The organism is Streptomyces venezuelae, assembly GCF_008642315.1.
GTDB classification, from domain to species: Bacteria; Actinomycetota; Actinomycetes; order Streptomycetales; family Streptomycetaceae; genus Streptomyces; species Streptomyces venezuelae_D.
In genome coordinates, this window is the sequence record NZ_CP029192.1 from 8,916,557 (window position 1) to 8,942,078 (window position 25,522).

Genomic DNA, 25,522 nt, shown 5'->3' on the forward strand with positions numbered 1-25,522 from the left:
TCCTCTGTTACACACCTGTGCCGATTCGCCCTACAACGAACCACGCAGGCGCGTCGTCTAGCTGATGGGAACCAACCCGCAGATGGACGACGAACAAGGAGTGGGCGGCAATGGGGGACATACGCAGACGAGGAGTCGCGGTTCTGGGGATCACCATGCTGGTGGCCCCGCTCACGGTGGCGCTCGGCACCGGCAGCGCCCAGGCGGCGTCGTGCTCGACGCAGACCGGCCCGTATCAGAAGCAGGTCGAGAAGTTCCTGGGCCGCCCGGTGGACGGCAGGCAGTCGACGGCCGACTGCAAGGCGATCAAGGCCTTCCAGACCAAGCACCAGATCACCCCGAACGCCGGGTACGCGGGCAGCGTCACCTGGGGCGTCATGAACCTCATGAACAAGCAGAAGGCGGTCGGGAACAACCCCAACAAGGCCGGCAAGTGCCCGACCAACAAGGGACGCATCGCCTGCGTCGATCTGACGCTCCAGCTCAGCTGGATCCAGGACGGCAAGAACCTCAAGTACGGCCCGGTCCCGGTGCGCACCGGCCGCAACGGCCACGAGACCCGCACGGGTCTGAAGAAGATCTACTGGCGCCACATCGACCACGTGTCGAGCATCTACCACGTGCCGATGCCGTACAGCCAGTTCTTCGACGGCGGCCAGGCGTTCCACTCGGTCGGCATCAGCGTCTGGGCCCCGCCCGGCTCCCACGGATGCGTCAACATGACGAAGAAGGACGCCGTGAAGTACTGGGGCATGCTGCGCAAGGGAGACGACGTCTTCGTCTACGGCCGCAAGCCGGGCACGTGATGCGCGGCAACCGCCCGCGGCGGCGGTAGCAGGGACTAGCCGGAGCCGGGACCAGCCGTGGCCGGGACTATGGGGGACCCGGGTCGGGCAACGTCAACGCATGGCTCTGATATCGCTGATCATCTCGGCTGCCGCCCTGGCCGGCGTACTGGTCTCGTTGGTCTACCAGTCCCGGCAGACGCGGATATCTCAGGAAGCAAGCATCCGTGAGACGCATCGCGAACTGTTGATGCTGAGCCTCAACGATCCGGTTCTGCGCGCCTGTTGGGGCAGCCCGAGCAATGAGCTCCCCAACGACCAGGCGCGCCAGGTCATGTTCGCCAACCTCATCGTCAACTGGTGGCAGACCCAGTACGTACTCAAAGAAGTCAGTGAAGCCGAACTTGCGATCAGCCTCACGACCTTTTTCCGGGGGGAGATCGGCCGCACCTACTGGAACAGGGTGCGCCCGAGCTGGGGCCGTGTGGCGGAGGCCGCGCATTCCAAGCGCAAGAAGCGCTTCGTGGCGATAGTCGACGAGCAATACAGGTTGGCGGTCAGCGGGAGCGGATGAGGCTCGTCTCGCAAACCCTACGCGCGGATGGCCGCCGCGCAGGCCAGGGTTTCACGCCCCTGACCGCGGACCACTCGTATCTGCTCGTGGCGCCGACCTGGCCCGGTACTCGTCCAAGAATCCCACCGCGATGAGCGCCAGCACCGCTGCGAGGGCGAAGGCGGCGGCCGCGGTGTTCAGCGAGGTGTAGGGGCCGTTTGCCGCGACGACGCTTCCGTCGTCCAGCAGACAGTCGAAACCCAGCGGAACGTATGACGGTTCATGCCCGGCGAGCCGGTCGAGGGCGTCGGGCGGGAGCGAGCGGCAGGGGACGGCGGGCGACGACCCCGCGCCGGATTCGGCCTCGTCCGCGTCCCACTGGACCGTACCGAGCCCGATCGCGTACGTGATCACGGCGCCGACCGCCGCCATGCCCGCGCTCCAGCGCAGCAGGTCCCGGCCCCAGTCCGGCCGGCGCCCCGGCAGGGCCACCGACGCCAGCTTCACCACCACCGCGACGGCCCAGAGGGGTGCGGCCAGCAGGGCACCGTACATGAGCAGGACGAACACACCGGCCGCCTCTCGGACGTTCCTCGACCGAGGCGACGGATCGCCGCCCTGTGCCGGACATCATGCCCGGCCCGCCGATTCCCACGGGAGCGGGGCCCGCCGCCCGGGAACCGAGCCCCCGGCCGCCGGATGACGCACCATGGGTCACAGGGGCGACACCGCCCCGCGTACGCGCACGTCGGGCGAGGCGGAGGAGACACGGTGGACGGGGCATCCTGGGAGGCGTCGGGGTCGAGAAGGTCGGGGGCGGTGGGCGCGACGACGGCTGCGGACATGCGGGAGGCGGCGCACGCGCTCCTGTCCGTCCTGGATCCGGAGCAGGTACGTGAGTTGTGTACGGGCCCCGCTCGGCCGGACGCGCCCGAACTGCGCGAGTGGACGTATCTGCCGGGTTCACGTCCCGGGCTGTGCACCGAGGGACTCGACGACAGCCAGCGAGCCGCGGTGGACCGCCTGCTCGCCGCGGCGCACAGCGCGACGGGAGCGGAGCTGGCGCGCGGCGCCATCGAGGTGGAGCGGCACCGCCGCGCCACCGCCGGCGCCGCAGGAGCCCCCGACCGCTACTGGCTGCGGCTCCTCGGCGACCCTGGCGGCGACGCCCCCTGGGCGTGGCGGATGAACGGCCACCACCTCGCCGTACACGTACTGATCACGGCCGATGGCGTCCGCGTGACGCCCCACTTCATCGGTGCGGAACCGGCGCGCATCACCCAGGGCCCGCAGGCGGGCCGCCGGCTGCTGGGGCTGGAAGAGGACCTGGCCAGGGAACTGGTCACGGGCCTCGACCTGGACCGACGTGCGGTCGCGGTCTTCGACACCGTGCCGCCGGACGACATCCTGACCCGCGACGACCCGTTCGCCGACCCGGGCAGGCTCCCGGCAGGACTCACCCACGACGACATGACGCCCAGCCAACGCCGACTGCTGGAACGCCTGGTGCGCCGCTACCTCGACCGCGCGCCGACGGCCTACGCGCGGCAGTGCTGGGACGAGACCGTGGCTCAGGGTCTGGGCGCCCTCACCTTCGCCTGGGGCGGCGGTCGCGCGCCGGGGGACCGGCACTACTACTGCGTACAAGCGCCCGACTTCCTCATCGAGTACGACAACACCCAGGACGACGGCAACCACGCCCACTCGGTCTGGCGCCACCTGCGCCACGACTGGGGCATCGACCTGCTCCGAGCGCACTACACGGAGCAGCACGGTTAAGGACCCGCTCAGCAGCGCGCGGTGTCTCCTATGCGCCTTACGTATACGTCTTACGTATCTGTCACCATTGCATGTCCTACGTATAGGTCACACATGTTCACAGTGCAGTCTTTTGTTGCCAAAAGTGAAGAACGAGCACTTTTGGTTGCCTGTGTCGGTTTCATGGGTCGGAGCAGCCGCACGCGCCGCGTCGGGTGGCTGCGCCCATCGGGACGGGCCCGCGATCGTCGGGTCACAGAGGACAGGGGATGCACATGCGAACTGAGGCCGCCAAGAGGGTCGAGCTGGTCTTCTCGCTCTTCGACGCCAACGGCAACGGAGTCATCGAATCCGACGACTTCGACCTGATGACGGGCCGGGTCCTGGCGGCGGCGTCCGCTTCGGACGACGGTGCCAAGGAAGCCATTCGGGCCGCGTTCCGCCGCTACTGGACGACGTTGGCCGCCGAACTGGACGCCAATGGGGACGGTGTGATCACGGTGGACGAGTTCAGGCCGTTCGTGCTCGATTCGCGGCGTTTCGGACCCACGATCGCCGAGTTCGCCGAAGCCCTCTCCGCACTCGGTGACCCCGACGGGGACGGCCTGATCGAGCGCCCCCTCTTCGTCTCGCTGATGAGGGCGATCGGCTTCGAGGAGGCGAACATCCACGCCCTCTTCGACGCCTTCGGTCCGGACGCCGAGGACCGCATCACCGTGTCCACGTGGGCCACCGGCATCGTGGAGTACTACGCGCCGGACATGGCGGGGATCCCGGGCGACGAACTGGTGGCCCCGCGCGCCGTCGCCTGACGCGACGCGACGCGCTCACGCCGACGTGGTGCAAGCCGTTGCCCTGTGGACGTCAAGGCCGCGGCTTGTGGGCGAAGACCCATCGGTTCCCCTCCAACGCGTCGTTCGGCTCGGGGAGGGGGCCGCGCCCGTGCCGCAGGGTGAAGTCGAACGGCGTGTGCATCGAGGCCGACCAGCCGCCGGCCGTCAGATCGCCCACGGAGTCCGGCCGTGGCCCCTTGTCGAAGAGGTGGAGCAGGTCGATGCCGATCTGCTCCCGCGTCGACGCATAGATGGGGCTGTCGCGGTAGGCAAGCAGGTCCTTCTCCAACTTCGCCTCGAAGGCCAGCGCGCTGCCTTCGGCGGCGAGCCTGGCCACGCTGTCGATGAGGTACGTCTCGACGGGACCCGGCAGGTAGAAGAGGAGCCCCTCGGCCAGCCACACGCTCGGCGCGGCGGGGTCGAATCCGGCGGTCTTCAGCGCACCGACCCAGTCCGCGCGCAGGTCGACGGGTACGGGGATGCGCTTCACCCTCGGCACGGCCGACAGACCCGACAGCACCCGTTGCTTGAAGTCCAGCACGCCCGCCCTGTCCAACTCGTGCACGACACAGTCGGACGGCAGGTCGAGCCGGAACGCCCGGGTGTCCAACCCGGCGCCCAGCAACACCACTTGGCGGGCGCCCGCGGTGACCGAGTGCAGCAGGAAGTCGTCGAGGACCCTCGTCCGCAGACCGAAGTAGCGGGCGAACCGTCCCCACAGCGGGTCGTCGTCGCCCGCCGGGACCTGCTCGATACGCACCGGCCAGTCGGCGCAGGCAGGGGCCGCGCGTACGAAGTGTTCCGCGTAGACGTCCCGGGCCAGGCTGTCGTGGCGGCGGGTCTCGATCGCCCGTGCCGCGGCGACCAGGAGGGCGGTCAGGCCCACGCCTCCGTCGACGCCGTCCACGTCAGTGTGCTGAAGCGTAGTTCCGGCCATGCGTCCTCCGTCGGCGGGTGCGGTGGGTGTGGTGAGCGTGATGGGTGCGGTGAGTGTCGGGTGTATGGCATGTATGGGGAGCGCGGTGTGTGTGAGCGGTGGGGCTGGTACGGGGTGATCGCTCATCGGCCGGTCCTCTCCGGGAGCAGGACCGGCTTGACCACACGGCCCGCTGCGCAGTCGCGTTCGGCCTCGTTGACGCCGGCCAGCGGGTAGGGGCGGATCAGCTGGTCGAAGGGGAAGCACCCGGCCTGCCACAGCGCGATCAGCCGGGGGATCAGCACACCGGGCACGGCGTCCCCCTCGCAGATGTGGCGGATGCCGCGGCCCCGGTCGAGCGTGCCCGGTTCGAGGGACAGCGGGGCGCGGAGGCGTGCCACCAGGCCGAGGGTGCCCATGGGGCGCAGGGCGTGCAGCGCGTTGTTGATGAGCGGCGGCGCAGCCGTCGTGTCGAGCGCGTACCGTGCCCCGCCGTCGGTCAGGGAGCGGATTCGTCCGTGCAGATCAGGGGAGGCGGCGTGCAGCGGTGTGGCGCCGAACCGCTCGGCCAGGGTGAGCCGTTCAGGGTGCCGGTCGACGGCGAGGACCGCCGCGCCGACCGCCGTGGCCGCCATCACCGCGGCCAGGCCGACGGCCCCCGCGCCGAGGACGACGAGCGTGTCGCCGGGCCCCGCACCGAAGGTGTTCAGGACGGCTCCGGCGCCGGTGAGGAAACCGCAGCCGAGTGGCCCGAGCAGTTCGAGCGGCAGTGCGGGGTCGACTCGTACGGCGTTACGGACCGGAACGAGTGCGTACTCGGCGAACGAGGACTGCCCGAACCACCGGGGCGCCAGCGCCTCGCCGGCCGCGTCGGTGAGCCGCGGCGGTTGCTCCTCGCGGCCGCCGAAGAGGTTGAGGGAAGCGAAGGAGTCGCAGTAGGCGGGGGCGGCGCCACGACAGTTCGGACAGTGTCCGCAGGAGTCGAAGCTCAGCACGACGTGGTCACCCACGTCGATCGCGGCGGCCGGACCGCCCGACGCCTGGACGACGACGCCGGCGCCCTCGTGGCCGAGGACGGCCGGCAGCGGGCTTCGCCCACCGGATCCGCGTACCGCGAGATCGGTCCCGCACATCCCGGTGCCCGCGATCTCGACCAGGATCTCGCCCTCGGCGGGCTCGGTCCGCAGAACCACTTCCTCGACCGTGAACGGACTATCGTACGAGCGCAGCACGGCCGCCTGGAACTTCACTGTCATGCCTCCCGCGGGTCGGTGAACGACGAAGGGCCGATGGGCGAATGGGCCGATGGACCGATGGACCGACGGGGGATGGGCGGATGGGCCGGGGTAAAGGGGCTGCAACCCAGTCCCTGCGGTGTGGCGGGCCGCGGCACACGGACGAGGCCCGCGGCGGCGGTCAGCGCGCGGAGGGGACGCCGACGGTGTACTCCTGCGCGTGCTGGTCCATCTCCGCACGGAAGGCGGCCACGAGATGGGGACGAATCCTTCCTGCATTGCGGTCGCCGCCCTCGCAGACCGCGCCCCGCACGCCCACGATGTCCGTGCCGATGCGGGTCAACGGGCCGAGGTCGGCCCGCGTGACACTGCCCGCGAGGGCCGCGCGCAGCCCGGACGCGTGGGCCAGCCGGACGAACTCGGCGCAGATGTCCGGTGGAACATGGTCGAACAACCGCGACCCGTCCTTGACGGCGGTGTCGAGCATGGCCGCGTCGGCGCCCGATCGGGCGGCGATGTCGGGCACGGCGAGCGGATTGACACAGCCGATCCTGTGGGCATCCGCGTAGCCCGAGGCGACGACGAGCGCGTCCGGCCGGTAGTCCTTCACGGCCCGGACGACGGCGCGCATGACCTCGACACCCTGGGCGGGCGTCGTACATCCATAGAGGCCGACCTTGATGTACGTGGCCCCCGAGACGACGGCGCCGAGCGCCGCCTGGGCCACCGTGCCAGGCTTGTACGGGACATCTCCCACGGTCGCGGACACCGGTTTGTCCGCCGGGACGGCGTCGCGGATCTCCCGGATGACCCAGGGAAAGTTCGCGCCGAGCGAGCCCTCGTCGGGCTTCTTCACGTCGACGATGTCGAGATGCTCCGCCGCCTTCGTGCATTCGAGAGCTTCCTCGACACTGTCCGGGGAGATGAGAAGTAACACCATGACCTCCTTGAGCCGCCCGTTGTCGGCGCGGCTCCTGGTTCGGTTGCGGTGCGTTCATCATTCACGTCACCCCGGGAGACGGGGAGGCGCACAAAGTACCCATTGGGTGCTTGAGGCTACGTTCGGTGCGCCGTGCACACCGGTGCGACTGGCCCCATCGGCAACGTGCGACCCGCCCGGACGGGGCGCGGCGCGGCGAGCTCCGTCCGGGGGGCGGGGGGCACACACGCCGAGCGGGGCGCGCGCGCTGAACACGCCACCCGGGTTCACCCCTAAGCGCCCCCTGCAGCAATGAAACCGACCAACCGCCAGGGGCTTCCTTCTTGAAACGCTCGGTTCTACGCGAGACGAGGGATTCGGAGGGGGCGACATGCGGGGGCGGGAGGTCTGGACGCGGCGCAGGCTGTGGGTCGGCGTCGGCTGTGCCGCGCTGATCGTGCTGGCCGTCACGCTCCGCCGGGTCGTGGGGGAGCAGGGTGAACAAGCGCAGTACGACGGCCCCGCGTTCCTCGTGTCCGTGGTGGGCGTCATGGTGTCCGTCGCGGCACTGCTCGTCGACATCCTGCGTCGGCCCGACACGGCCCCGGAACCCGGTGTCCTGCTGCGGCAGACCGCTGACGCGCTCGCCGAGGCGGTACGGGTCCAATGGGCGCAGGAAGCGCGGCTGCGGCGGTTGCAGGATCCGACACCGCTCAACGTCCGCTGGAGGTGGGCCGACCGGCTGCTCGCGGACGACACACGGAACATCCGGCGCGGTCGCCCGGCGCCGGATCCCCGGCCGGCCGACAACTGTCTGGCATCGATCGCCACCGCCTTCGAGGAGGTGCCGTCCAGGCGCATGGTCGTGCTCGGAAGCCCCGGTTCGGGCAAGAGCGTGCTTGCGGTGTGCTGCACGCTCGACCTTCTGAGGGAGCGTACGTCCGGCACGGCGGTACCCGTGATCTTCCCTCTGGCGGCCTGGGGTCCGGGCACCACCTCGCTGCGTGCCTGGCTCATCGAGTGGCTCGTGGCGGAGTACCGGCCGCTGGCGGCCACCACCGACGGCACGGTACTGGCCGAGGCGCTGCTCGACGCCGGGCTGATCGCGCCTGTCCTCGACGGTTTCGACGAACTGCCCCCGGCGTTGTACGGCACCGCGATGCGCAGGCTCAACGCCGAGTTGGACGACGGCATGCCGGTGCTCGTCACCTCGCGGACCACCGCCTGGCGCTCCGCGGTCGCGTGCAGCGACGTGCTCACCGGCGCGGAAGTCCTTGAGCTGCTGCCGCTGGAGTTCGCCGAGGCGAAGTCGTATCTGGAGCGCACCGCACGTCCGTTGCGGGGGCCCGACGGTCGCCGTACGACGGTGTGGACCCCGGTCCTCGACTCCCTGGGGGAGGACTCGCGCAGCCCGGCACTGGACGCCTCTCAGCGGGGTTCGCGGACCTCGGGTCTTGACTCGCCGCAGCAGGGCTCGCGCACCTCGGCAGGCGGTGCGCTCCTGCAGATCCTCAGCAACCCGCTCATGGTGACCCTGGCGCGCACGGTGTACGGCGATGCGTCCCGCGACCCTCAAGAGCTCCTCGACGACCCCCGTTTCGCGACGACGGCCGAGATCGAGGAGCACCTCCTGGACGTGTTCGTACCGGTCGCGTTCGGCGACGGGGCTGTTGATTCACGGTGCGATCCGCGGTGCGATTCACGGTGGCGTGCCGCGGACGCCGGACGCTGGCTTGCGTGGCTGGCGCGCGAGTTGGAGCGGCGGGACTCCAAGCGGCTCGCCTGGTGGGAGCTGTATCTCTGCGTGCCGCGAGTGCTGCGCCTTGTGGCGCCCGCCCTGCTCGCGCAGGCGCTCACGTTCGTGCTGGCCGTCCCCATCCTGCTCTCCAGTGTCGGAGGCGACGTCTTCGTCTTCGACGACAAGCCGTCGCTGGCAGCCAATCTGGTCGGCAACCTGGTCGGATTCGCCGGTGGCCTTGCTTTGCTCCTGCCTGTGTCGGTGGCGGGGCGCGGTGGTGGCCCTGCCCTTCCCCGGCGCGTGTCGGTGGCGCGGCGCGAAGGGCGTACGGCCCTGAACCGGCAGCTCACGGTCTGCATGGCGACGGCCGCCGCGGCCACCCTCGGGTACGGACTCACCGGAGGCTCCGTGCAGTTCGGGTTGCAGTTCGGCACGGTCACGGACGGCTGGGCGGCCGAGCTGTTCGGGGGCGCGGTCTTCGGCGTACTCATCGCCTTGTATTTCGGGGTCGCGGGGCTGGCCCGCCATGCGGTGCCGCTCGGGCTGCCCTGGGCGGGCAGCCCGAGCGGCCGGCTCGCGGCACGGGCCGGGAGTGGCCTCCTAGCCTTGGCCGGGCTCGTCATGGTCGAACCGTGGCTGCTCGGGCGCGGCCTCGGTACGTGGCCGACGGTGGCCGGGGCCCTGTGCTTCGCGGCGGCCCTGTGCCTGTGGGTGGCGGCGGGTCGCACCGGGGCGCGTACGGGCGTTTCCCACGCTCACACCAGTGAGGGTCGCATCGCCCGGCGTTTCGTGACCGGGCTCGTGCACGGCTGGGCTGTGTGCCTGCTTGTCGGAGTGGCTGCGGGCGGAACGGTGGGTGCCGTCGCCTGCGCGTTCTCCGCGGTGGAGACATCGAGGGCGCCCGATCTGGACGGCGAGCGGCTCGGGGAGTGGGCGCACCGGGAGACACCGGACGGCGTCCGTACCGTCGAGTCCTCGACGGAGATCGCGGTCATCCTGGTGTACCCGCACGGGGGCGCCCGGCCGACGGCCTATCCGCACGGCAGCCGTCCGCCGAGTTGCGGCCGGAAGTGCGCATCGTTCGACACACCGGTGACCTTCCGCGTCGCCCAGGGCGACCTGCGCGTACTCGTCGACGGCAGTACCGCGGCCAACGCGGTGAACATGCTGCCGGAGCTCCCCGAGCAGTCCCGGATCTGGCTCGCCCAGAGTGCCGCCAGGCACCCGCTCGACCGGTTCCTGCTGCCCGGTGCCATGGGCGGAGTCCTGATCGCGCTGATCGGCGGCCCGGCGTCGGGCCTCTACCGTGCGCTGAGCACCCCCTCCGACCTGATCCGGGCAGCCAACCCGCAAGTCACCCTGCGAACGGACCGCATGGCGTCGCTGTCCCGTTCCGGAGTCGTGGCGGTCATGACGGGCGGGGTGTGTGTCGTCCTGGCCTGGGCGTTCGCGTCGCGGGGCGGGCTCGACCACGTCGCGGCGCAGATGTGGGTCCCGATGGGTACCGCCGCACTCGCGCTCACCGCGTGGGGACAACTGGCCGTTGCCCGTGCCTGGTTGGCGCTGACGGGGCGGCTGCCCTGGCGGATCATGACGTTCCTCGACGAGGCGCATCGCAGAGGGGTGCTGCGGCAGTCCGGCGCCCATTACGAGTTCCGTCACTTGCGTATGCAGCAGCGACTTGCTTCGTCCGCCGAGGAGTCGCGGGACGGGGATCGGGTTGCGGTGCCGATTGATTGACGGCTCGGGTCGAGTGTGGTGGGTTGGCTTGGATTAGTGGGGCTAGTGGGGCTGGCGCGGGTTGGTGGGGACGGTTTGGCCTGGTGGGGGTGGTCTGATCTGGTCCGACCGGGGTGGCGTGGTCTGGTTCGGCCGGGGGTGAGACGTCACCTCATTACGGCGTACGTTCTACTGTGGTCGCGGACCGAAGGGGGACGGAAGCATGGCCAACGTCACGGATCTGATCTGCTATCCCGTCAAGGGGTGTGCCGGAACGTCGATGAGCGATGCGCTCCTGACACCGGCGGGCCTTGCGCACGACCGTAGTTTCATGGTCATCAGCGAGGACGGAATCTTCCGCACACAGCGCCGGGATCCTCGCCTCGCCCTGATCCGGCCTGCCGTCAGTACCGACGGCACTCGGCTCACGCTCGACTCGGCCGACGGCACGGGCAGCTTCGGCACGCTGTGCGTCGACGTGACGACATCCGCGCCGCGCCGTGACGTCGATCTGTTCGGCGCCGCCTTCCAGGGGATCGACCAGGGTGACGAAGCGGCGGCTTGGCTGTCGGAGGTGCTCGGCACCCCCAGCCGTCTGGTCCGCGTGCCGCCGGAGCACGACCGGGTCACCGACGGGTGGATCCCTGGCCGGTCCGGCTATGCCGACAGCGGTGCCGTGCACCTGCTGTCTCGTGCCTCCCTCACCCTCCTCAACCAGCGGATGGCCGAGCGCGGTGCGCCGACCCTGTCGATGAACCGCTTCCGCCCGAACATCGTCGTCGACGGGCACGACGGTCATGGGGGCCAGGGGGAGGGGCATGAGGTCCGTGATCGCGACAGTGGCGGCGACTGGGCGGCCCTGCCGAACGCCGAGGATCGTGCACGCCGCGTCACCATAGGCGATGCCGAGTTGGGCTTTGCCAAGCTCGCGGTGCGCTGTGCCGTCACGCTGGTCGAGCAGGAGGCCGGAGAGAGGCGGGGGCCGGAGCCACTGCGCACACTCGCGAGTTACCGGCGGGCGGCGAGCGGCGGCGTGGTGTTCGGCGCGAAGTTCTCCGTGATCACGCCGGGGAAGCTCTCGGTCGGCGACGAGGTGGTCGTCCAGGAGTGGGGCGACGCCTGACGGATTCCCCATTGCGGCCCGTTTTCGCGTAGGCGTCCGTCTCGCTAGACCGCTTGCGCGTCAGTCCGATAGTTCCGCTGGCCCCGGGAGTTCCGGTAGCCCCGATAGCCAGCCCAATTCGTGGGCCAGGGCATTGGCGACGGCGCGGACGCGGCGGTGCAGTGGGGACTGCTCGCGGGGGAGGACCAGGTGGATCGTCAGGCTGGGCGCGCCTCGCAGGGGTCGCCAGCGGAGACCGGCCGACAGCGCTGCGGCTGCGGCTTCTCCGGCCGGGGCGAGGGTGACGCCGTCGCGCAGATCGCGCTGAGACATGTCGTAAGAGACGGCGGGTGTGTGAAATCGGGGGCGTGGCCGGGTGTCCCGGAACAGTGCGGACAGCTGATCGTGGATCACGGGGTTGGCTGCACGGTCCGGGAGTCGCAGCGGGTACGCGGCCGCGTCGGCGATCTCGATCTCCAAGTGCTCGACCAGCGGATGGTGCTGCGCCAGCTGGACCCCGATGCGTGCACGCCGCAGCAGGAACCGGCGCACGCCACGGCCCGGCTGTTCACCGCGGGTGATCCCGGCATCGATGCGGCCGTCGGCGACCGCGGGGGAGATTTCCGGTGTGGCCATCGGGACCGCGCCGACGTCGAGTCCGCTGTTGTCGCGAATCAGCCTGTCCACCAGGGCCGGTGCCGTCTCGGCCCCGGCGCTGAGGCTGTATCCGATGCGGAGCGTGCCCAGTTCACCGGCCGCCGCGCCCCGGGCGGTGTCCCACGCCCTGTCCAGCGCCGCCAGCGCGGACGGCGCGGACTCCGCCAAAGCCGCACCGGCCGTGGTCAATACGACGCTACGCGTGTTGCGGACGAGTAAGGCCGTACCGAGTTCCGTCTCCAATCGACGCATGCGGGCGCTGAGGGCGGGCTGTGCGATACCGATGCGAGCGGCCGCGCGGGTGAAGTTCAACTCCTGCGCCAGCACGAGGAAGTAACACAGGCTCACGGTATCCGGTGCCACGATTCCCTCCCTGCCGATTGATAACGATCCGTTCTGAGGCTATCCCGAACCGGTCTTTCCCTCGACTGCACCTCAAGTCCTAGCCTGCGCATGCCGGGATTGATCGATCTGAATATCAATTCGAAGTCGGACGCGTCCGGCTGAGCACAGGAGGTTTCCATGGCCAAGGGCTACTGGGTCAGTGTCTACCCCGCGATTTCCGACCCGGAGAGGCTGACTGCCTACGACGAGTTGGCCGGTCCGGCTGTCCGCGCCGGGGGTGGGCGCCTTCTGTCCCGCGGTGATCGAGTCGTCGCCCACGAGGCCGGAATCACGCAACGCGTCGTGCTGATCGAGTTCGACAACTTCGAACAGGCCGTCGCGGCGTACGAGAGCGAGGAATACCAGAAGGCGCTGATGGCCCTCCCCGCCGGCGTCGAGCGTGACTTCCGCATCATCGAGGAATCGAGGCACGGACTGACCGGCGGGGTCGGCGATCGCTGAGCACCACCCGTAAGTCCGACAGGTCGCTGCGGGAGAGAGCCCGTACGACTGGTTAGCCCATAGCGAGAGGGCTGAGTCCGGGCCGGTGGTGCCGGTGGCCGTGCTGGTGGCTGGTGCCGTTGTGTCCTGTTTGGTGTGGGTATATGGCTGTTTGGGTTCTTGAGGTGTGCTTGAGGGTGGGTGGGGGTGGGTGGGGGGTGTGGTTGAGGGTGGGTGGAAACCAGCTGCGCGGTTTTGTATTGACAGGGGTGGGGGGACCGGTTTGAATCTGGGTGCGGTTTCGGGGTTCGGCTGGGGGCGTGGTAGGTGCGTTCCGGGGGCCGGTGGTGGTGTGGGGGGGCGTTGTGGAGATTGAGGTGTTGGGCGCGCTGGCGGTGCGGGTGGGTGGGTGTTCGGTGGTGCCGTCGGCTCCTAAGCCGCGGCAGGTGTTGGCGTTGTTGGCGTTGCATGTGGACCGGATGGTGCCGGTGTCGGTGTTGGCGCGGGAGTTGTGGGGGGTGGCTCCGCCGCGGAGTGCGCGGACGACGTTGCAGACGTATGTGTTGCAGTTGCGGGAGTTGATCGGGGCGGCGTTGGAGCGGGGGGGTGTGGGGGGTGGGCGTCGGGGTGCCAAGGAGGTGTTGGTGACGATGCCGGGTGGGTATCGGTTGTGTGGTGGTGGGGGTGGTAGTGATGTGCGGGTTTTTGAGGAGTTGGCGGGGGCTGGTTATCGGGCGATGGATGTAGGGGATTGTGCGGGGGCGGCGGAGCGGCTGGGTCGGGCGCTGGCGTTGTGGTCGGGTACGGCTTTTGCGGATGTGCAGGCGGGTCCGCAGTTGCAGATGGAGATCAAGCGGCTGGATGAGAGCCGGTTGTGTGCGTTGGACCGGCGGATCGAGGCGGATCTGCGGCTGGGTCGTCATCGGGAGTTGCTGGCGGAGTTGACGGTGCTGGTCAATGGTTATCGTGCGCATGAGAGTCTGCATGCGCAGTACATGCTTGCGTTGCATCGTTCGGGCCGGCGGGGGGAGGCGTTGGATGCCTATCAGCGGTTGCGGGCCACGCTGGTGGGGGAGTTGGGTCTGGAGCCCTCGGCGCGGTTGCGGCGTCTGCAGCGTTTGATCCTGACCGCGGGCCACGACCTTGCCGCTCCCGTCCCCGTCCCGCCTGTTGCCGCTGCCGGCGGCCCTGCCCCTGCCCCCGTTCCGCCCGCCGCCGCTCCGCCTGGTGTTCCCGCCGGCGCCCCTGCTTCTGTCCCGCCCGCTGCCTCCGTGCCGTCTGGTGTTCCCGTGGGTGCGGCCGCTTCCGGTGTGCGGGGGGTGTCTGCTGCTCCTTCCCCCTCTGCCGCTCCGGTGGCCCCCGCGGCGCCCGCGGCTGAGGCGGCGTCTGCCGCTGCGGCGGTTCCCGCGGCGTCTGCTGCTGCGGGGGTTTCCGCGGTGTCTGCTGTCGCGGGGGTTTCTGTGGTGTCGGCTGCTGCGGCCGTTTCCGTGGTGGCTGCTGCTGAGGCTGTGTCTGCTGCCCCGTCGGGTCTCGTGGTGGCTGGCGCTCCTGCCGCGTCTGCTGCTCCGGCCGCTTCCGTGGTGGCTGCTGCTGAGGTTGCGTCTGCTGCTCCGGCCGCTTCCGCGGTGTCGGCCGCTGCGGGGGTTCCGGCGGTTTCCGCGGTGCCTGCGGCTGCGGTCGTGTCGGCTGTTCCGGCCGCCGTTTCGGCGGCTTGTGCTGCTTCGGCCGTTGCCGTTCCGGCGGTGTCTGCTGCTGCGGTGGCTCCGGTTGTGCCGGTGGCGTCGGCTGTTTGTGGTGTTCCTGGTGTTCCGGCTGTTCCGGCTGTTTGTGGTGTTCCGGTTGTTCCGGTGCGGTGGGTGTCCACCGGCTAGTGTCCCGCCCGGTGGGCGGGCTGGGCCTCCGGTGTGGCCCGGGGGTGTTGTCCGGGCCGGGGTCCGGGGTGGGGTTTCGGTGTCTGTTTCTGTTTCTCCTTCCGTGTACTTGCCCGTCTGCTGTGAGTTCCGTGAAGGGGCGGGCGGGGTGTGCCGGTGGAGGCGTGTGCCGCCCCCGGGCCGGCCGCGCCGTGCTCGAGTGCACCACTTCGTATCACCGCGTCGTACGACCGCGTACTACTACGTACCACCGCTTCGTACTGCTACGTACCACTGCTTCGTACTTCTACGTACCACCGTGTACTGCTATGTACCACTGTGTGCTGCTAGGTGTCGTCTGTGTGTGAGTGTCGGCCGGTGTGTCCCACCGTCGTGGTCGTGTACCGCAGTTGGGCACTGTTTTGGACGTGTGGATCCAAGGGAGCGTGAGGGGGGGCTGTGGGGGTGTGCGGCAACGTTTCCTTGCCGGCCGTGCGGATTTCATCCCGGGCCAGGTGTTCCTGGCCGGTGCCGCCTACCGTGCAACACGCCTCTGTGCAGTTGTCTTTGACGTCGTGTCAGCCCGGTGCGGGTGCGGGTTCGTGTGTGGGGGGTTTGTTGCGGCGAGAGGAGGGTGCGCTGGGTTGGTGAGGGAGGACGTCCGCGGCGACGGAATGCAGTCAAGACAAGAACTCGACGAAGTACGGAGATAACCCATGAAGATTCAGGTTCTGGGTCCGTTGAGCGCCGAGGTCAACGGGGGATCGATTGTTCCGACGGCACGCAAGCCGCGGCAGATCTTGTCCCTTTTTGCCCTCTATCCCGGGCAGGTCATGTCCGTGCCCACGCTCATGGAGGAGCTGTGGGGCACTGAACCGCCTCAGAGTGCGCTGACCACCCTGCAGACCTACATTCTCCAGTTGCGCCGGCATCTGGGTACTGCGCTGGGGCCGGACAGGCCCGGCACGGCTAAGGAGGTCCTGGCCACCCGGCACGGCGGGTATCTGATGCAGATACCGGCCGAGGGGGTGGACGTGCATGAGTACGACCGGCTGGCGGCCGAGGGCCGTGCGGCTTTCGAGGACGGTGATGACGGCCGGGCCGCTGATCACTTCCGCCGGGCGCTGGCGCTGTGGCGCGGGCCGGCGCTGGTGGATGTGCGGGTGGGTCCCATCCTGGAGATCGAGGTCATGCGTCTGGAGGAGTCGCGGCTGGGCACGGTGGAGCGGCGTATCGATGCCGACCTGCGGCTGGGCCGGCACTCCGGGCTGATTGCCGAGCTCACCGAGCTGACCGCCCGTTATCCCCAGCATGAGGGGCTGCACTCGCAGGCGATGGTGGCGCTCTACCGGTCCGGGCGGCAGGCCTCGGCGCTGGAGATCTACCGCAAGCTGCGGATCCGCATGATCGAGGGACTGGGGGTGGAGCCCTCTCCGCAGGTGCAGCGGCTGCATCAGGCGATGCTGGCCGTCGATCCGCAGCTGGATGTCACCGCCGGGCCCCGGCGCACCTCCACCTTCGATCTCTACGCCGCCTGACCCACCCCCTGCCCCGCCCCCGCACGGCAGTGTCGTGCGGGGGCGGGGCAGGGCAGGGGCGGTGCGGGGCGGGGGAGCGGCGGCAACCGCACTGCACCGCACTGGGCCGCACTGCACCGCACTGCACTGGGCCGCACTGCACTGGGCCGCTCTGCGCTGTGGTGCGAACGGGGCGGGGGCGGTGCACGTATCCGTCCCCGCCCCCGGCCGGCTTGTGCCCCGGCTCGGTCTGCTCCGGAGCGGCCCGGCCCGCCCGGTGCGGCCTGTTCCGGGGCCGCCGGTCCTGCCCGGTGCGGGTCGCTCCGGTGTTGTGGGACCGGTCCTGCCTGGTGCGGCCTGCTCCGGTGTTGTGGGACCGGTCCTGCCTGGTGCGGCCTGCTCCGGTGTTGTGGGACCGGTCCTGCCTGGTGCGGTCTGCTTTGGTGCTGCCCATCCGACCCGGGCCCGGCCAGTTTTGGCGCGCCCTGTTCCGGGGCGGCCGGTCCTGCCCGGTGCGGGTTGCTCCGGCGTGGCTGGTCCTGCCCGGTGCGGGTTGCTCCGGCGTGGCTGGTCCTGCTTGGTGTGGCCTGCTCCCGTGTTGGCTGGTCCGGCTTGGTGCGGTCGGGCCGGGGTGGGCTCGGTCTCGTTCCTGGTGTGGGCGGTTCTGCCTGGGCGCGGCCGGTCGCTCTGGTGCGGTCTGCGTCGGGACGGCCAAACCTGCCTGATGGGGCCTGCTTCGGGGTGCCGGTGCGGCCGGTCGCTCCGGTGCGGGTTGCTCCGGTGTGGCTGGTCCTGCCTGGTGTGGTCTGCTCCCGTGTCGGCCGGTCCGGCTTGGTGCGGTCGGGCCGGGGTGGGCCCGGTCTCGTTCCTGGTGGTCAGTTCTGCGGGGGCACGGCCGGTCCTCCGGTGCGGTCTGTGTCGGGGCGGCCGCTCTTGCGTGATGCGTGCTGGTCCGGGGCTGCTCGGTGCGGTCTGTGTCGGGGCGGCCGGTCGTGTGTGATGCGTGCTGGTCCGGGGCGGCCGGCACCTGCGGTGTGGTCTGTGCCGGGAGGAGCGGGCCTGCCTGATGCGGGTTGTTCCGGTGCCCCATCCCATCCCATCCCGTCCCGTCCCGTCCCGTCCCGTTTCGGCGTGCCGGTCCGGCTCCGTCCCCGGCGTGTTTTGGTGTGGCCTGCGCCGGGGCGGCCGGCTTGTTTGGTGGTCTGCTCCGGTTGGGTCGGTGCTGCCCGGGGCGGGCCGGGCCGGGGCGGGTCCGGCCTGCTTCGGTGCGGTCAGTGCCCCTCTGCCCTGGCCGGTTCTGCTGCGCACGCCCGGTCCCGGCTGCTCTTGTCCCGGCGTGGCCCGGCCTGGTCCGGCTCGGCGCGGGCGCTCTGGTCCGGTCCGGTGCCGCGTGGTGCGTGATGGTCCCCGGGGGTGTGGTGCAGTGCGGGGCGGTTCCGGGTGGTGCGGTGCGGTGTCGGGTGGTGCGGGGCGGGGTGGTGCCGCGTGGTGCGGGGCGGTGGCGGGTGTCGGGTGGGTGGGGGGGTGTGGTTTCGCGGGGTGTGGGGTGGGGGTGGTGGGCCGAGGTGGACTCGAGCCGGGTGCGGGCGGGTGTCGAGCGGGCCGGGGCAGTGTGGAGTGGACCGCCACCGGCCGTATGCCGGGACCGCTGTCCCGCGCCGAACACGTGTGGGGCCGGGGGAGTCCGCGCGGGAGGAGACAGGGGACCGCGGTGACCGGGGAGCGCATCCAGCAGCTGGCGCACGCGGTCGAGGTGGCCGCGCCCGCGCACGTCGTCTACGCGTTGATCGCCGATCCGGAACGGTGGCCGCTGTTTTTGCCGCGGATCCTGCACGCCCAGCGTCTGGACTTCGACGGTGTCCGTGAACGGCTGCGGATGTGGGCGCTGGCCGAGGGGCAGGTCACCGCTTGGACCTGCGTACGGGTGCAGGACCTGTCCCGCCGGCGGATCGCCTTCCGTCAGGACCAGCCGATGGAGGCGGCCGCCTCGATGGCCGGGGTGTGGCAGGTGGAGGAACGGGCGCCGGGCCGCTGCCGGCTGACCCTCACCCACGAGTTCAGCGCCGCGCGCGGACGGCTCCAGGACGAGGCCTGGCTGGGCGAAGTCGTCACCGCCAACAGCCACTCCGCGCTGCGCAGCCTGCGGTTGCTGGCCGAACAGGGGCCCCGCCTGGACCGGCTGGCGCTCTCCTTCGCCGAGTCCATCCGCCTCAAAGGGCCCGCCGAACTCGTCTACCACTTCCTCTACGACGTCTGCGCCTGGCCCGGCCGGCTCGCCCATGTGCGCCGGGCCGTGCTGGAAGAGCCCCGCCCGGGCATCCAGAAGGTCGCCCTGGACCTGGCCGCGGCCGACGGCAGCACTCCCACCGTGGCCGGTTTCCGTATCTGTTTCCCGCACGCCGGACGCATCGTGCACAAGGCGACCGTGCCCCGCCCGTTGCTCGCCGCGCACTGCGGCGAGTGGTCGGTGCTGCCCGATGAGAGCGGCGTCACCGTGCTGTGCCAGCACCACGCCCTGTTGCGCGAGGACACCATCGAGCAGGTCCTGGGCCCCGGCGCGGACCTGGCCCGGGCCCACCGCGAGGTCCGCGCCGCCCTCACCCGCGAAACCCGCCAGATCCTGCGCCTGGCCCGCCACCACGCCGAATCCTCCATCCGCACCCTGTAACCCCCCGGCAGGCGGGACAGGCCCCCGACAGCTCACGCCACCCCCCCCGGGGGGGGGCAGGCCCGCCCGGACCCGGCCCGCCCCCCACGCACGCCGCTGCGGCCCCCAGCCACCGCAAAGAACACACCCCCACCGCCTCCCCACCGGTACCCGGCCCGGGCGACAACCTCTCCCCGTTACGCCTGCGCCCGGGAGCGGGGGAGCCGCCCGCGGGCCAGGGGGCAGCCACCCGCCCGGAAACGGCACCACACCCCACGACGGCAGGGGCTGAGGCCCGGGCGGGCGGGTGAGGACGGCGACAGCCCGCCCCCCCCCGGGACAAGACCGGTTGCCTCCCCGGCCGCCAGCCCCCCCGGCCGGAGCGGGGGCGGGCGAGACCCACCGGGCCCGGGCGGAGTTCCTCTCCGAGGGCGACAGGACCGGGGCCGTCTCCCGGGGGGGGCAGCCGCCCCTGCGGGGCAGGAGTGCCCGCACGGCGCGGGAGGAGGAAGGAGTGCGGGCGGGATGCTCCACTGCCGGGCAGGCCGAAGACCACTGTCTGCCTGCCGGGCAAGGACGCGGCGCCCGAACCGCATGGGTGCACCCGAACCCGGTCCCCGAACCGCACCCGGCCCCGAACCGCACGGGTGCACGCCAACGGCCCCCGGCCCGCAGCCAGGACCACGCCCCCCACACACACACACGCACCCGAAGGCCCCACGTGGGCAACGCCCCTTGCCCGTAACGCCGCCGGCTCCTTGCTGCCAACGCCTCATGCCGGGTGCGGACTTGTGCCGGCAACGCCCTGTTCCGGCACCGCCTGCTGCCCGTAACGCCTCGCATCGGCGCCCGCTCCACGCCGGGCCCCGTGTCGCCGACGCGCCATGCCGGGTACTGCCTCGCGTCGGCCCTACGGCGTGCCGGCGCTGCCCCACGCCGGTACGCCCCCTGCCCGTCGCACCTCCCGCCGGCAGTGCCCCGCCCTCGTGCCGGGGACTGCGCGGGCCGGCCGTCGCCTGCACCCGGGGCGGGTGGCCGTAGCGCGCGGCCGGGAGCAGGGGCCGCGCGATCCGGGTTGCGGACGCCGCCCGGGCGGGCCGGGCGCGGCCTTCGCCCGGAGCGGCCGGGGACGCGGCCGGGGACGCGGCCGGGGGCGCGGCCGGGGATGCGGCCGGGGGCGCGGCCGGGGATGCGGCCGGGGGAGGGGGTGGCGGGCCGCATGTCCCCTGCGGTGCGGGCCAGTTGGGCGGGCGTGGGTGTGCCGCCCCGCGCGGCCGCCCGGCCCCCTCGGGCGCCTTCCGGTGCCCGCTCCGGGCCGGTGTATCCGGCCTGCGGATTCACATCCGGGCCCTGCGCGGCGTGCCCGCCGCCCGGGAGCCCCCGCCACCGGCGCCGTGACCTACGTCACTTTCAGGGGCTCTTGGTGCGGGGACGGAATCCGTGTCACTATTTCCGCACGACTTCCCTGCCCAAATCCGTTACCACGGCGGCAGGTTGAGCATCACATCCCGCCACCCCTCCAGGGGCTAAGCCGATTTCACGTCTTTGCGGCTCGCCTTTTTCCCACGGTAATTTCCGCGCCCGCAGGCGGTGATGTCGGCGGCCCGGCAGGCCACGCCGGGGGCATTTTTCCCGGCGCCGGCGCTCGGTGCACCCCCTGTCCACGGCAACTGAGTGGACAAGGTGCCGTCGGCCCTGGCCCAGCGCACGCCAGGGGCGGGGTGCGCGGTCGGGTGCGGGAGCCGTCGGGGCCGGTCGGTTTGCGGGCGGGCGGCGTGCGCCGGCCGGGGGAGGGGCCCAGGCGTGAGCGGCCCCACCGCGTCCACGCGCCCGGCGAGTTGCCCGCGACGCGCCCGCCCGCACGGCGGTGCGGCGCGGTGCGGCGTCGTGCGCCCGCACGGCCGCCACCCTGCTCTGATTCCTCCGGCGCGTCTGTGCCCGCCACTGTTTCCGCGTCCGCTTGCCCCCCCTTGCGCCCGCCACTGTTTCCGCATCCGCTTGCCCCCCCTTGCGCCCGCCACTGTTTCCGCGTCCGCTTGCCCTCCTTGCGCCCGTCCTCCGCCCTCGCCCATCCGCCCGGTCAGTCCGGGCCGGCCGCTTGCCGGCCGACCTCATCCGGGCCGGGCCGGGCCGGGCGTGCAGGCAGTTGGGCGGGAGGGCCAAGGAGGAGGCGGGGGGCCCGCCGTTCATTTCGTGCCGCCTTCCCCGGCGCCCGCACCCCCTGGTTCCGCGCCCCGGCGCGGACCCGGCGCGGGCCCGGCGAAGGCGGCACGGCAGGCGATGTCACCGCTGTTCTTGCCGCCGCCCGCCCGGGCGGCGCCGCCGGGAGTGCGCGAGCGCTTCAGTCACGTGCAGAAGGCAGACTCTAGAGAAAGTGGATTCCCGATATGCCCAGGCTATGCAAGCCGTCGGTGCGTGTGCCGGAGAACGTCATCACGGCCGAAGAGACGCTGGAATTCGCCGAGCGGGTCCACGCCGGGAAGCCGCAGCTTCCCCTGGCCCTGCGGCTGATCCGCAACACGGGGGTGCTGAAGCGGCATATCGTCCAGCCCATCGAGCAGACCCTCAAACACCCGGGCCTGACCGAACGCAACCGCATCTACGAGGCCGAGTCGAAAAAGCGCACCCCCGAGGTCGTCGAGGAAGCCCTGGCCAACGCCGAGGTCGACGCCCGCGACATCGACGCGATCATCTACGTGTCGTGCACCGGGTTCCTCATGCCCTCGTGACGGCCTGGCTCATCAACAAGATGGGCTTTCGCTCCGACACCCGCCAGATCCCCATCGCCCAGCTGGGCTGCGCGGCCGGCGGCGCCGCCATCAACCGGGCCCACGACTTCTGCCTGGCCCACCCCGGCAGCAACGTCCTGATCGTCTCCTGCGAGCTGTGCTCGCTGTGCTACCAGCCCGACATGGACGACATCGGCTCCCTGCTGTCCGACGGACTGTTCGGCGACGCGGTCGCGGCCGCCGTGGTCCGCGGCCGCGGCGGCACCGGCATCGAACTGGAGAGCAACTCCTCCTACCTCATCCCCCACACCGAGGACTGGATCTCCTACTCGGTGCGCGACACCGGCTTCCACTTCCAGCTGGACCGCCGGGTGCCGGGCACCATGGAGCCGCTCGCCCCGGTGCTGCGCGAGTTCGCCGCCGGCCACCGGTGGGACGCCTCCAACCTCGACTTCTACATCATCCACGCCGGCGGCCCGCGCATCCTCAACGACCTGGCCAAGTTCCTGGACGTGGACCGCAAGGTCTTCCGCCACAGCTGGTCGACGCTGACCGAGTACGGCAACATCGCCAGCGCCGTCGTCCTGGACGCCGCCCTGCGCCTGTTCGAAGAGGACACCCCGATGCCGGACGCCACCGGCCTGATCGCCGGCTTCGGCCCCGGCATCACCGCCGAGATGGCCCTGGGCCGCTGGAACAGCGACAGCCCGCCGCCGGCTGACCCGCCCGCCGCACCCGCCTGCCGGCCGATCCGTCACCGCCGGCGGCTGCCCCAGGGGCCTGCCTTCCGGCCCGCCACCGCGCCTGACGGCCGGCCGTCACCGCGCCCGGGCCGGGTCGCCTGACGGCCGACCGGTCACCACGTCCGGGCCGGGCACCACCACGCCCGGCGTGTCCGGGCCGGGCATCCCCGCGCCACCTTCCGGCACCACGCCCCGGGCACCACCGCACCCGGCACCACCGCACCCCGGCACCACCACACCCCCGCACCCCGCGCCCCCGCACCGTTCCGGGCCGCGCACGCGAGAGGTCCCGTCCGAAAGAAGGAAACCCGACACATGACTGCCCTGATCCTCCCGCCCGGTGGGGGACGCAAGCTGATCACACCGGCGCAGGAAGTGACCTTCAAGGCGACCCAGGCGCAGGGCTCGGCCATCTCCATCTTCGAGGTGGTCGTGCCGCCCGGCTTCGATGTCGGCGCCCACGTCCACCACGAGTCCCAGGAGTTCTTCTACGTCCTGGAGGGCGAGCTGGACCTGCTGTGCTTCGAGCCCACCGAACGCACCGGGGACACCTGGCACCACTGGCAGTCCGCCACCGGCGAACGCGTCATCCGCGCCGCCGAGGGCGGCTGCATGTTCGTGCCGCCCGGCACCCCGCACGCCTTCCGCAACGCCACCGACAAACCGGTGCGGATGCTCTTCCAGAGCTATCCCTCGCCCGACCACGAGCACTACTTCGAAGAGATCGCCGAGATCTGGGCACGCCGGCACCACCGTCGATGCGGCCGCCGTCGAAGACATGCGCAAGCGCTACGACGTCCAGGAATCACCCCTTGCGCTACCAGCCGCCCGCCACCGCGGACAACGGGAAGTGAGCACATGACCACCCCCACCCCATCCCCTGGTCCACGCCAGCCTGGGCGAGCAGGAACTGGCCGCCGTCGCCGAGGTGTTCGCCTCCGGCTGGCCCGCCGGCCAGGGCCCCAAGGGCAAAGCCCTGGAAGCCCAGCTCTCCCGGCGCTACGACGCCCACGCCGTCGCGGTCAGCAACTGCGGCGCCGCCCTGCACCTGGCCTGCTCGCCCTCGGCGTCCGGCCGGCGACGAAGTCATCGTCGCCGACTACACCTTCCCGCCCCCGCCACGCGGTGCGCTACCTCGACGCGGTGCCCGTCTTCGCGACGTACGCCCCGACACCACACCATCGACCCCCAGGCGGCCGCCGACCTGATCGGCCCCAAGACGTCGGCATCATCGCCGTGGACACCGTGGGCCTGCCCGCCGACTACCGCGAACTGCAGGCCCTGGCCGACCGGCACGGCCTCTTCCTCATCGAGGACGCCGCCTGCGCGGTCGGCGCCACCTACCAGGGCCGCCAGGCCGGCGCCCTGGCCGAGGTCGCCTGCTGTCCTTCCACGGCCGCAAGGGCGCCACCAGCGGCGAGGGCGGCGCCCTGGTGGCCACCGATGCCGCCGTGGCCGCCGACGCCCGGCTGCGCTCCTCCTTCGGCATCGGCAGCATCTTCGACCAGTCCAAGGTCGTGGGCCTGCCCGTCCCGAATTCACCGAGGTCGGCTACAACTTCAAACTCTCCGACATCGCCGCCGCGATCCTGCAGGTGCAGATCGGCCGGATCGAGGAACTCCTGGCCCGCCGCGCCGCGGTCGCCGCCCACTACCAGCGCTCCTGGCCGACGAGGACCTGCTGACCCTGCCCAGGTCCCCGACGACCGCACCACGCCTGGCAGTCCTACCTGGTCCGCCTGGACGACCGCATCGACCGCGCGCCCTCGCCGCCGACCTGCGCGGCCAGGGCATCGGCTGCGGCCACGGCACCTGGGCCACCACTGCAGCCGGTCTTCGAGACCAAGCAGACCTGCCCCGTCTCCGCCGACCTCTTCCACCGCCACCTGGCCATCCCATGCACGCCGAACTCACCACCGGCCAGGTCGAACGCGTCGTGGCCGCCCTGCGCACCGCCTGCGCACCCACCGACCACCACCGCATGAACGCCCGGCCGCCCACCCGCAGCCCTGAACCGCGCCCGCACCACGCCGTGACCCCCGCCCCCCCGCCCCCGGCCCCCGGGCCGTTCCGGGCGGGCCGCCGGGCCGCCCCACCCACCCCGCACACACGAAGGAACCCAGTCATGACAACCGTGAACGTGGCGATCGTTTATTACAGTGCGATGGGCAATGTGCATGCGTTGGCGCATGCGGCGGCGGAGGGGGCGGAGAAGGCGGGGGCGGGTGCGGGTGCGGCGGGTGGCCGAGACGGCGCCGGCGGCGGCGGTGGCGGCCAATGCGGCCTGGGAGCGCTACCGGGCCGAGCATGCGGAGGTTCCTGAGCCGGTGCATGAGGATCTGGTGTGGGCGGATGCGGTGTTGTGGGGGACGCCGCGCGGTTCGGTAATCCGTCCAGTCAGTTGCGGGCGTTCATCGAGACGACGGGTCCGTTGTGGGCGCAGGGGAAGTTGGCGGGGAAGGTGTATTCGGCGTTCACGTCGAGCAGTACGCTGCACGGGGGTCAGGAGTCGACGATTTTGGCGCTGGCAACACGTTCTATCACTGGGCGGGGTGATCGTGCCGCCCGGCTACACCGATCCGGTGCAGTTCCAGACCGGCAACCCGTATGGCACCTCGCATGTGGCGGGGGCGCCGGGCAATCAGGTGGCGCCCAGTGAGGTGACGTTGCAGGCCGCCGCCTACCAGGCCCGGCGCGTGACCGACGTCGCCGCGCCCTCAAACGGGACGCGCCGCGCCTGACCCCACCAGCCCGCCGGCCCCCGCCGCGCCCCGTCGCACCCTGACCGGGACGCCTCCGCGTCCCGGCAAAACGCGCCGGCGAAAGCAGGACACACCGCCCGCGTCCACCCGCCCGCCGGGCCGGCCCAACCGGCCCGGCACCAGCCGCGGTTGCCCTCTCCCACCGGCCCTCGGCTGCCGGGCCGACGGGCCTCGGGCGTCGGCTGGTGGGCGGGTCCGTCCCCGGCAGCACAACGGCCTTCGGGGCATCGTCCCC

15 protein-coding genes and 6 pseudogenes are annotated in these 25,522 nt (G+C 71.4%); 16 read left to right on the forward strand and 5 right to left on the reverse strand.

Annotated features, from left to right (window positions below):
* Nucleotides 1-110 precede the first annotated feature (110 nt).
* Nucleotides 111-806, forward strand: a complete 696-nt coding sequence (locus DEJ48_RS39450) for a L,D-transpeptidase (protein WP_150220848.1) — start codon at nt 111-113, stop codon at nt 804-806.
* Between the two features lie 100 nt (nt 807-906).
* Nucleotides 907-1,359: a DUF6082 family protein gene (locus DEJ48_RS39455; protein ID WP_150220849.1), complete on the forward strand. Its 453-nt coding sequence runs from the start codon at nt 907-909 to the stop codon at nt 1,357-1,359.
* A gap of 51 nt (nt 1,360-1,410) precedes the next feature.
* Here the strand turns inward: DEJ48_RS39455 and DEJ48_RS39460 are convergent, their stop codons facing one another.
* Nucleotides 1,411-1,908 carry a hypothetical protein gene (locus DEJ48_RS39460; RefSeq protein WP_150220850.1) on the reverse strand — a complete coding sequence of 166 codons (498 nt, stop codon included), beginning with the start codon at nt 1,906-1,908 and terminating at the stop codon, nt 1,411-1,413.
* A 201-nt stretch (nt 1,909-2,109) separates the two neighbouring features.
* Here DEJ48_RS39460 and DEJ48_RS39465 point away from each other — a divergent pair, with 201 nt between their 5' ends.
* Complete coding sequence (locus DEJ48_RS39465; RefSeq protein WP_223832403.1) at nt 2,110-3,117, forward strand: DUF3500 domain-containing protein; 1,008 nt, start codon at nt 2,110-2,112, stop codon at nt 3,115-3,117.
* Between the two features lie 254 nt (nt 3,118-3,371).
* Nucleotides 3,372-3,908 carry an EF-hand domain-containing protein gene (locus DEJ48_RS39470; protein ID WP_150221672.1) on the forward strand — a complete coding sequence of 179 codons (537 nt, stop codon included), beginning with the start codon at nt 3,372-3,374 and terminating at the stop codon, nt 3,906-3,908.
* A 52-nt stretch (nt 3,909-3,960) separates the two neighbouring features.
* Here DEJ48_RS39470 and DEJ48_RS39475 read toward each other — a convergent pair whose 3' ends face one another.
* The 3 genes from DEJ48_RS39475 to DEJ48_RS39485 form a co-directional block, all read right to left on the reverse strand.
* On the reverse strand, nt 3,961-4,866 hold the full coding sequence (locus tag DEJ48_RS39475; RefSeq protein WP_150220851.1) for a class I SAM-dependent methyltransferase: 906 nt from the start codon (nt 4,864-4,866) through the stop codon (nt 3,961-3,963).
* 122 nt (nt 4,867-4,988) lie between these two features.
* Nucleotides 4,989-6,095 carry an NAD(P)-dependent alcohol dehydrogenase gene (locus DEJ48_RS39480; protein ID WP_150221673.1) on the reverse strand — a complete coding sequence of 369 codons (1,107 nt, stop codon included), beginning with the start codon at nt 6,093-6,095 and terminating at the stop codon, nt 4,989-4,991.
* Nucleotides 6,096-6,261: 166 nt separating this feature from the next.
* Entirely contained in the window at nt 6,262-7,017 is a 756-nt protein-coding gene (locus tag DEJ48_RS39485) for a (5-formylfuran-3-yl)methyl phosphate synthase (protein ID WP_150221674.1), read from the reverse strand.
* Between the two features lie 373 nt (nt 7,018-7,390).
* Here DEJ48_RS39485 and DEJ48_RS39490 point away from each other — a divergent pair, with 373 nt between their 5' ends.
* The gene (locus tag DEJ48_RS39490; RefSeq protein WP_190537893.1) at nt 7,391-10,477 is read left to right on the forward strand and encodes an NACHT domain-containing protein; all 3,087 of its coding nucleotides are present in this window, start codon (nt 7,391-7,393) and stop codon (nt 10,475-10,477) included.
* Nucleotides 10,478-10,679: 202 nt separating this feature from the next.
* A complete protein-coding gene (locus tag DEJ48_RS39495; RefSeq protein ID WP_150220852.1) occupies nt 10,680-11,579 on the forward strand; it encodes an MOSC domain-containing protein in 900 nt (299 codons plus the stop codon).
* Nucleotides 11,580-11,639: 60 nt separating this feature from the next.
* Here DEJ48_RS39495 and DEJ48_RS39500 read toward each other — a convergent pair whose 3' ends face one another.
* The gene (locus DEJ48_RS39500; RefSeq protein WP_150220853.1) at nt 11,640-12,578 is read right to left on the reverse strand and encodes a LysR family transcriptional regulator; all 939 of its coding nucleotides are present in this window, start codon (nt 12,576-12,578) and stop codon (nt 11,640-11,642) included.
* 159 nt (nt 12,579-12,737) lie between these two features.
* On the opposite strand from DEJ48_RS39500, the gene DEJ48_RS39505 reads away from it, so the two are divergent.
* From DEJ48_RS39505 to wrbA, 10 genes and pseudogenes are all read left to right on the forward strand, one after another.
* On the forward strand, nt 12,738-13,061 hold the full coding sequence (locus tag DEJ48_RS39505; protein ID WP_150220854.1) for a DUF1330 domain-containing protein: 324 nt from the start codon (nt 12,738-12,740) through the stop codon (nt 13,059-13,061).
* A gap of 344 nt (nt 13,062-13,405) precedes the next feature.
* A pseudogene (locus tag DEJ48_RS40690) lies at nt 13,406-14,236 on the forward strand (AfsR/SARP family transcriptional regulator); the annotation flags it as partial.
* A 1,370-nt stretch (nt 14,237-15,606) separates the two neighbouring features.
* On the forward strand, nt 15,607-16,428 hold the full coding sequence (locus tag DEJ48_RS39515; RefSeq protein WP_150213483.1) for an AfsR/SARP family transcriptional regulator: 822 nt from the start codon (nt 15,607-15,609) through the stop codon (nt 16,426-16,428).
* Between the two features lie 1,690 nt (nt 16,429-18,118).
* Entirely contained in the window at nt 18,119-19,075 is a 957-nt protein-coding gene (locus tag DEJ48_RS39520) for an aromatase/cyclase (RefSeq protein WP_150213481.1), read from the forward strand.
* A 2,366-nt stretch (nt 19,076-21,441) separates the two neighbouring features.
* Nucleotides 21,442-22,628, forward strand: a pseudogene (locus tag DEJ48_RS39530) (type III polyketide synthase).
* A 213-nt stretch (nt 22,629-22,841) separates the two neighbouring features.
* Nucleotides 22,842-23,150: pseudogene (locus DEJ48_RS40990) on the forward strand (cupin domain-containing protein); the annotation flags it as partial.
* Nucleotides 23,151-23,454: 304 nt separating this feature from the next.
* Nucleotides 23,455-23,526, forward strand: a pseudogene (locus DEJ48_RS40875) (hypothetical protein); the annotation flags it as partial.
* 245 nt (nt 23,527-23,771) lie between these two features.
* Nucleotides 23,772-23,849 (forward strand): annotated as a pseudogene (locus DEJ48_RS40880) (DegT/DnrJ/EryC1/StrS family aminotransferase); the annotation flags it as partial.
* Nucleotides 23,850-24,120: 271 nt separating this feature from the next.
* Nucleotides 24,121-24,210 (forward strand): hypothetical protein, encoded by a 90-nt coding sequence (locus tag DEJ48_RS40885; protein ID WP_263399496.1) that lies wholly within the window; start codon nt 24,121-24,123, stop codon nt 24,208-24,210.
* A 440-nt stretch (nt 24,211-24,650) separates the two neighbouring features.
* Nucleotides 24,651-25,266: pseudogene (gene wrbA / locus DEJ48_RS41210) on the forward strand (NAD(P)H:quinone oxidoreductase).
* Nucleotides 25,267-25,522: the final 256 nt, after the last annotated feature.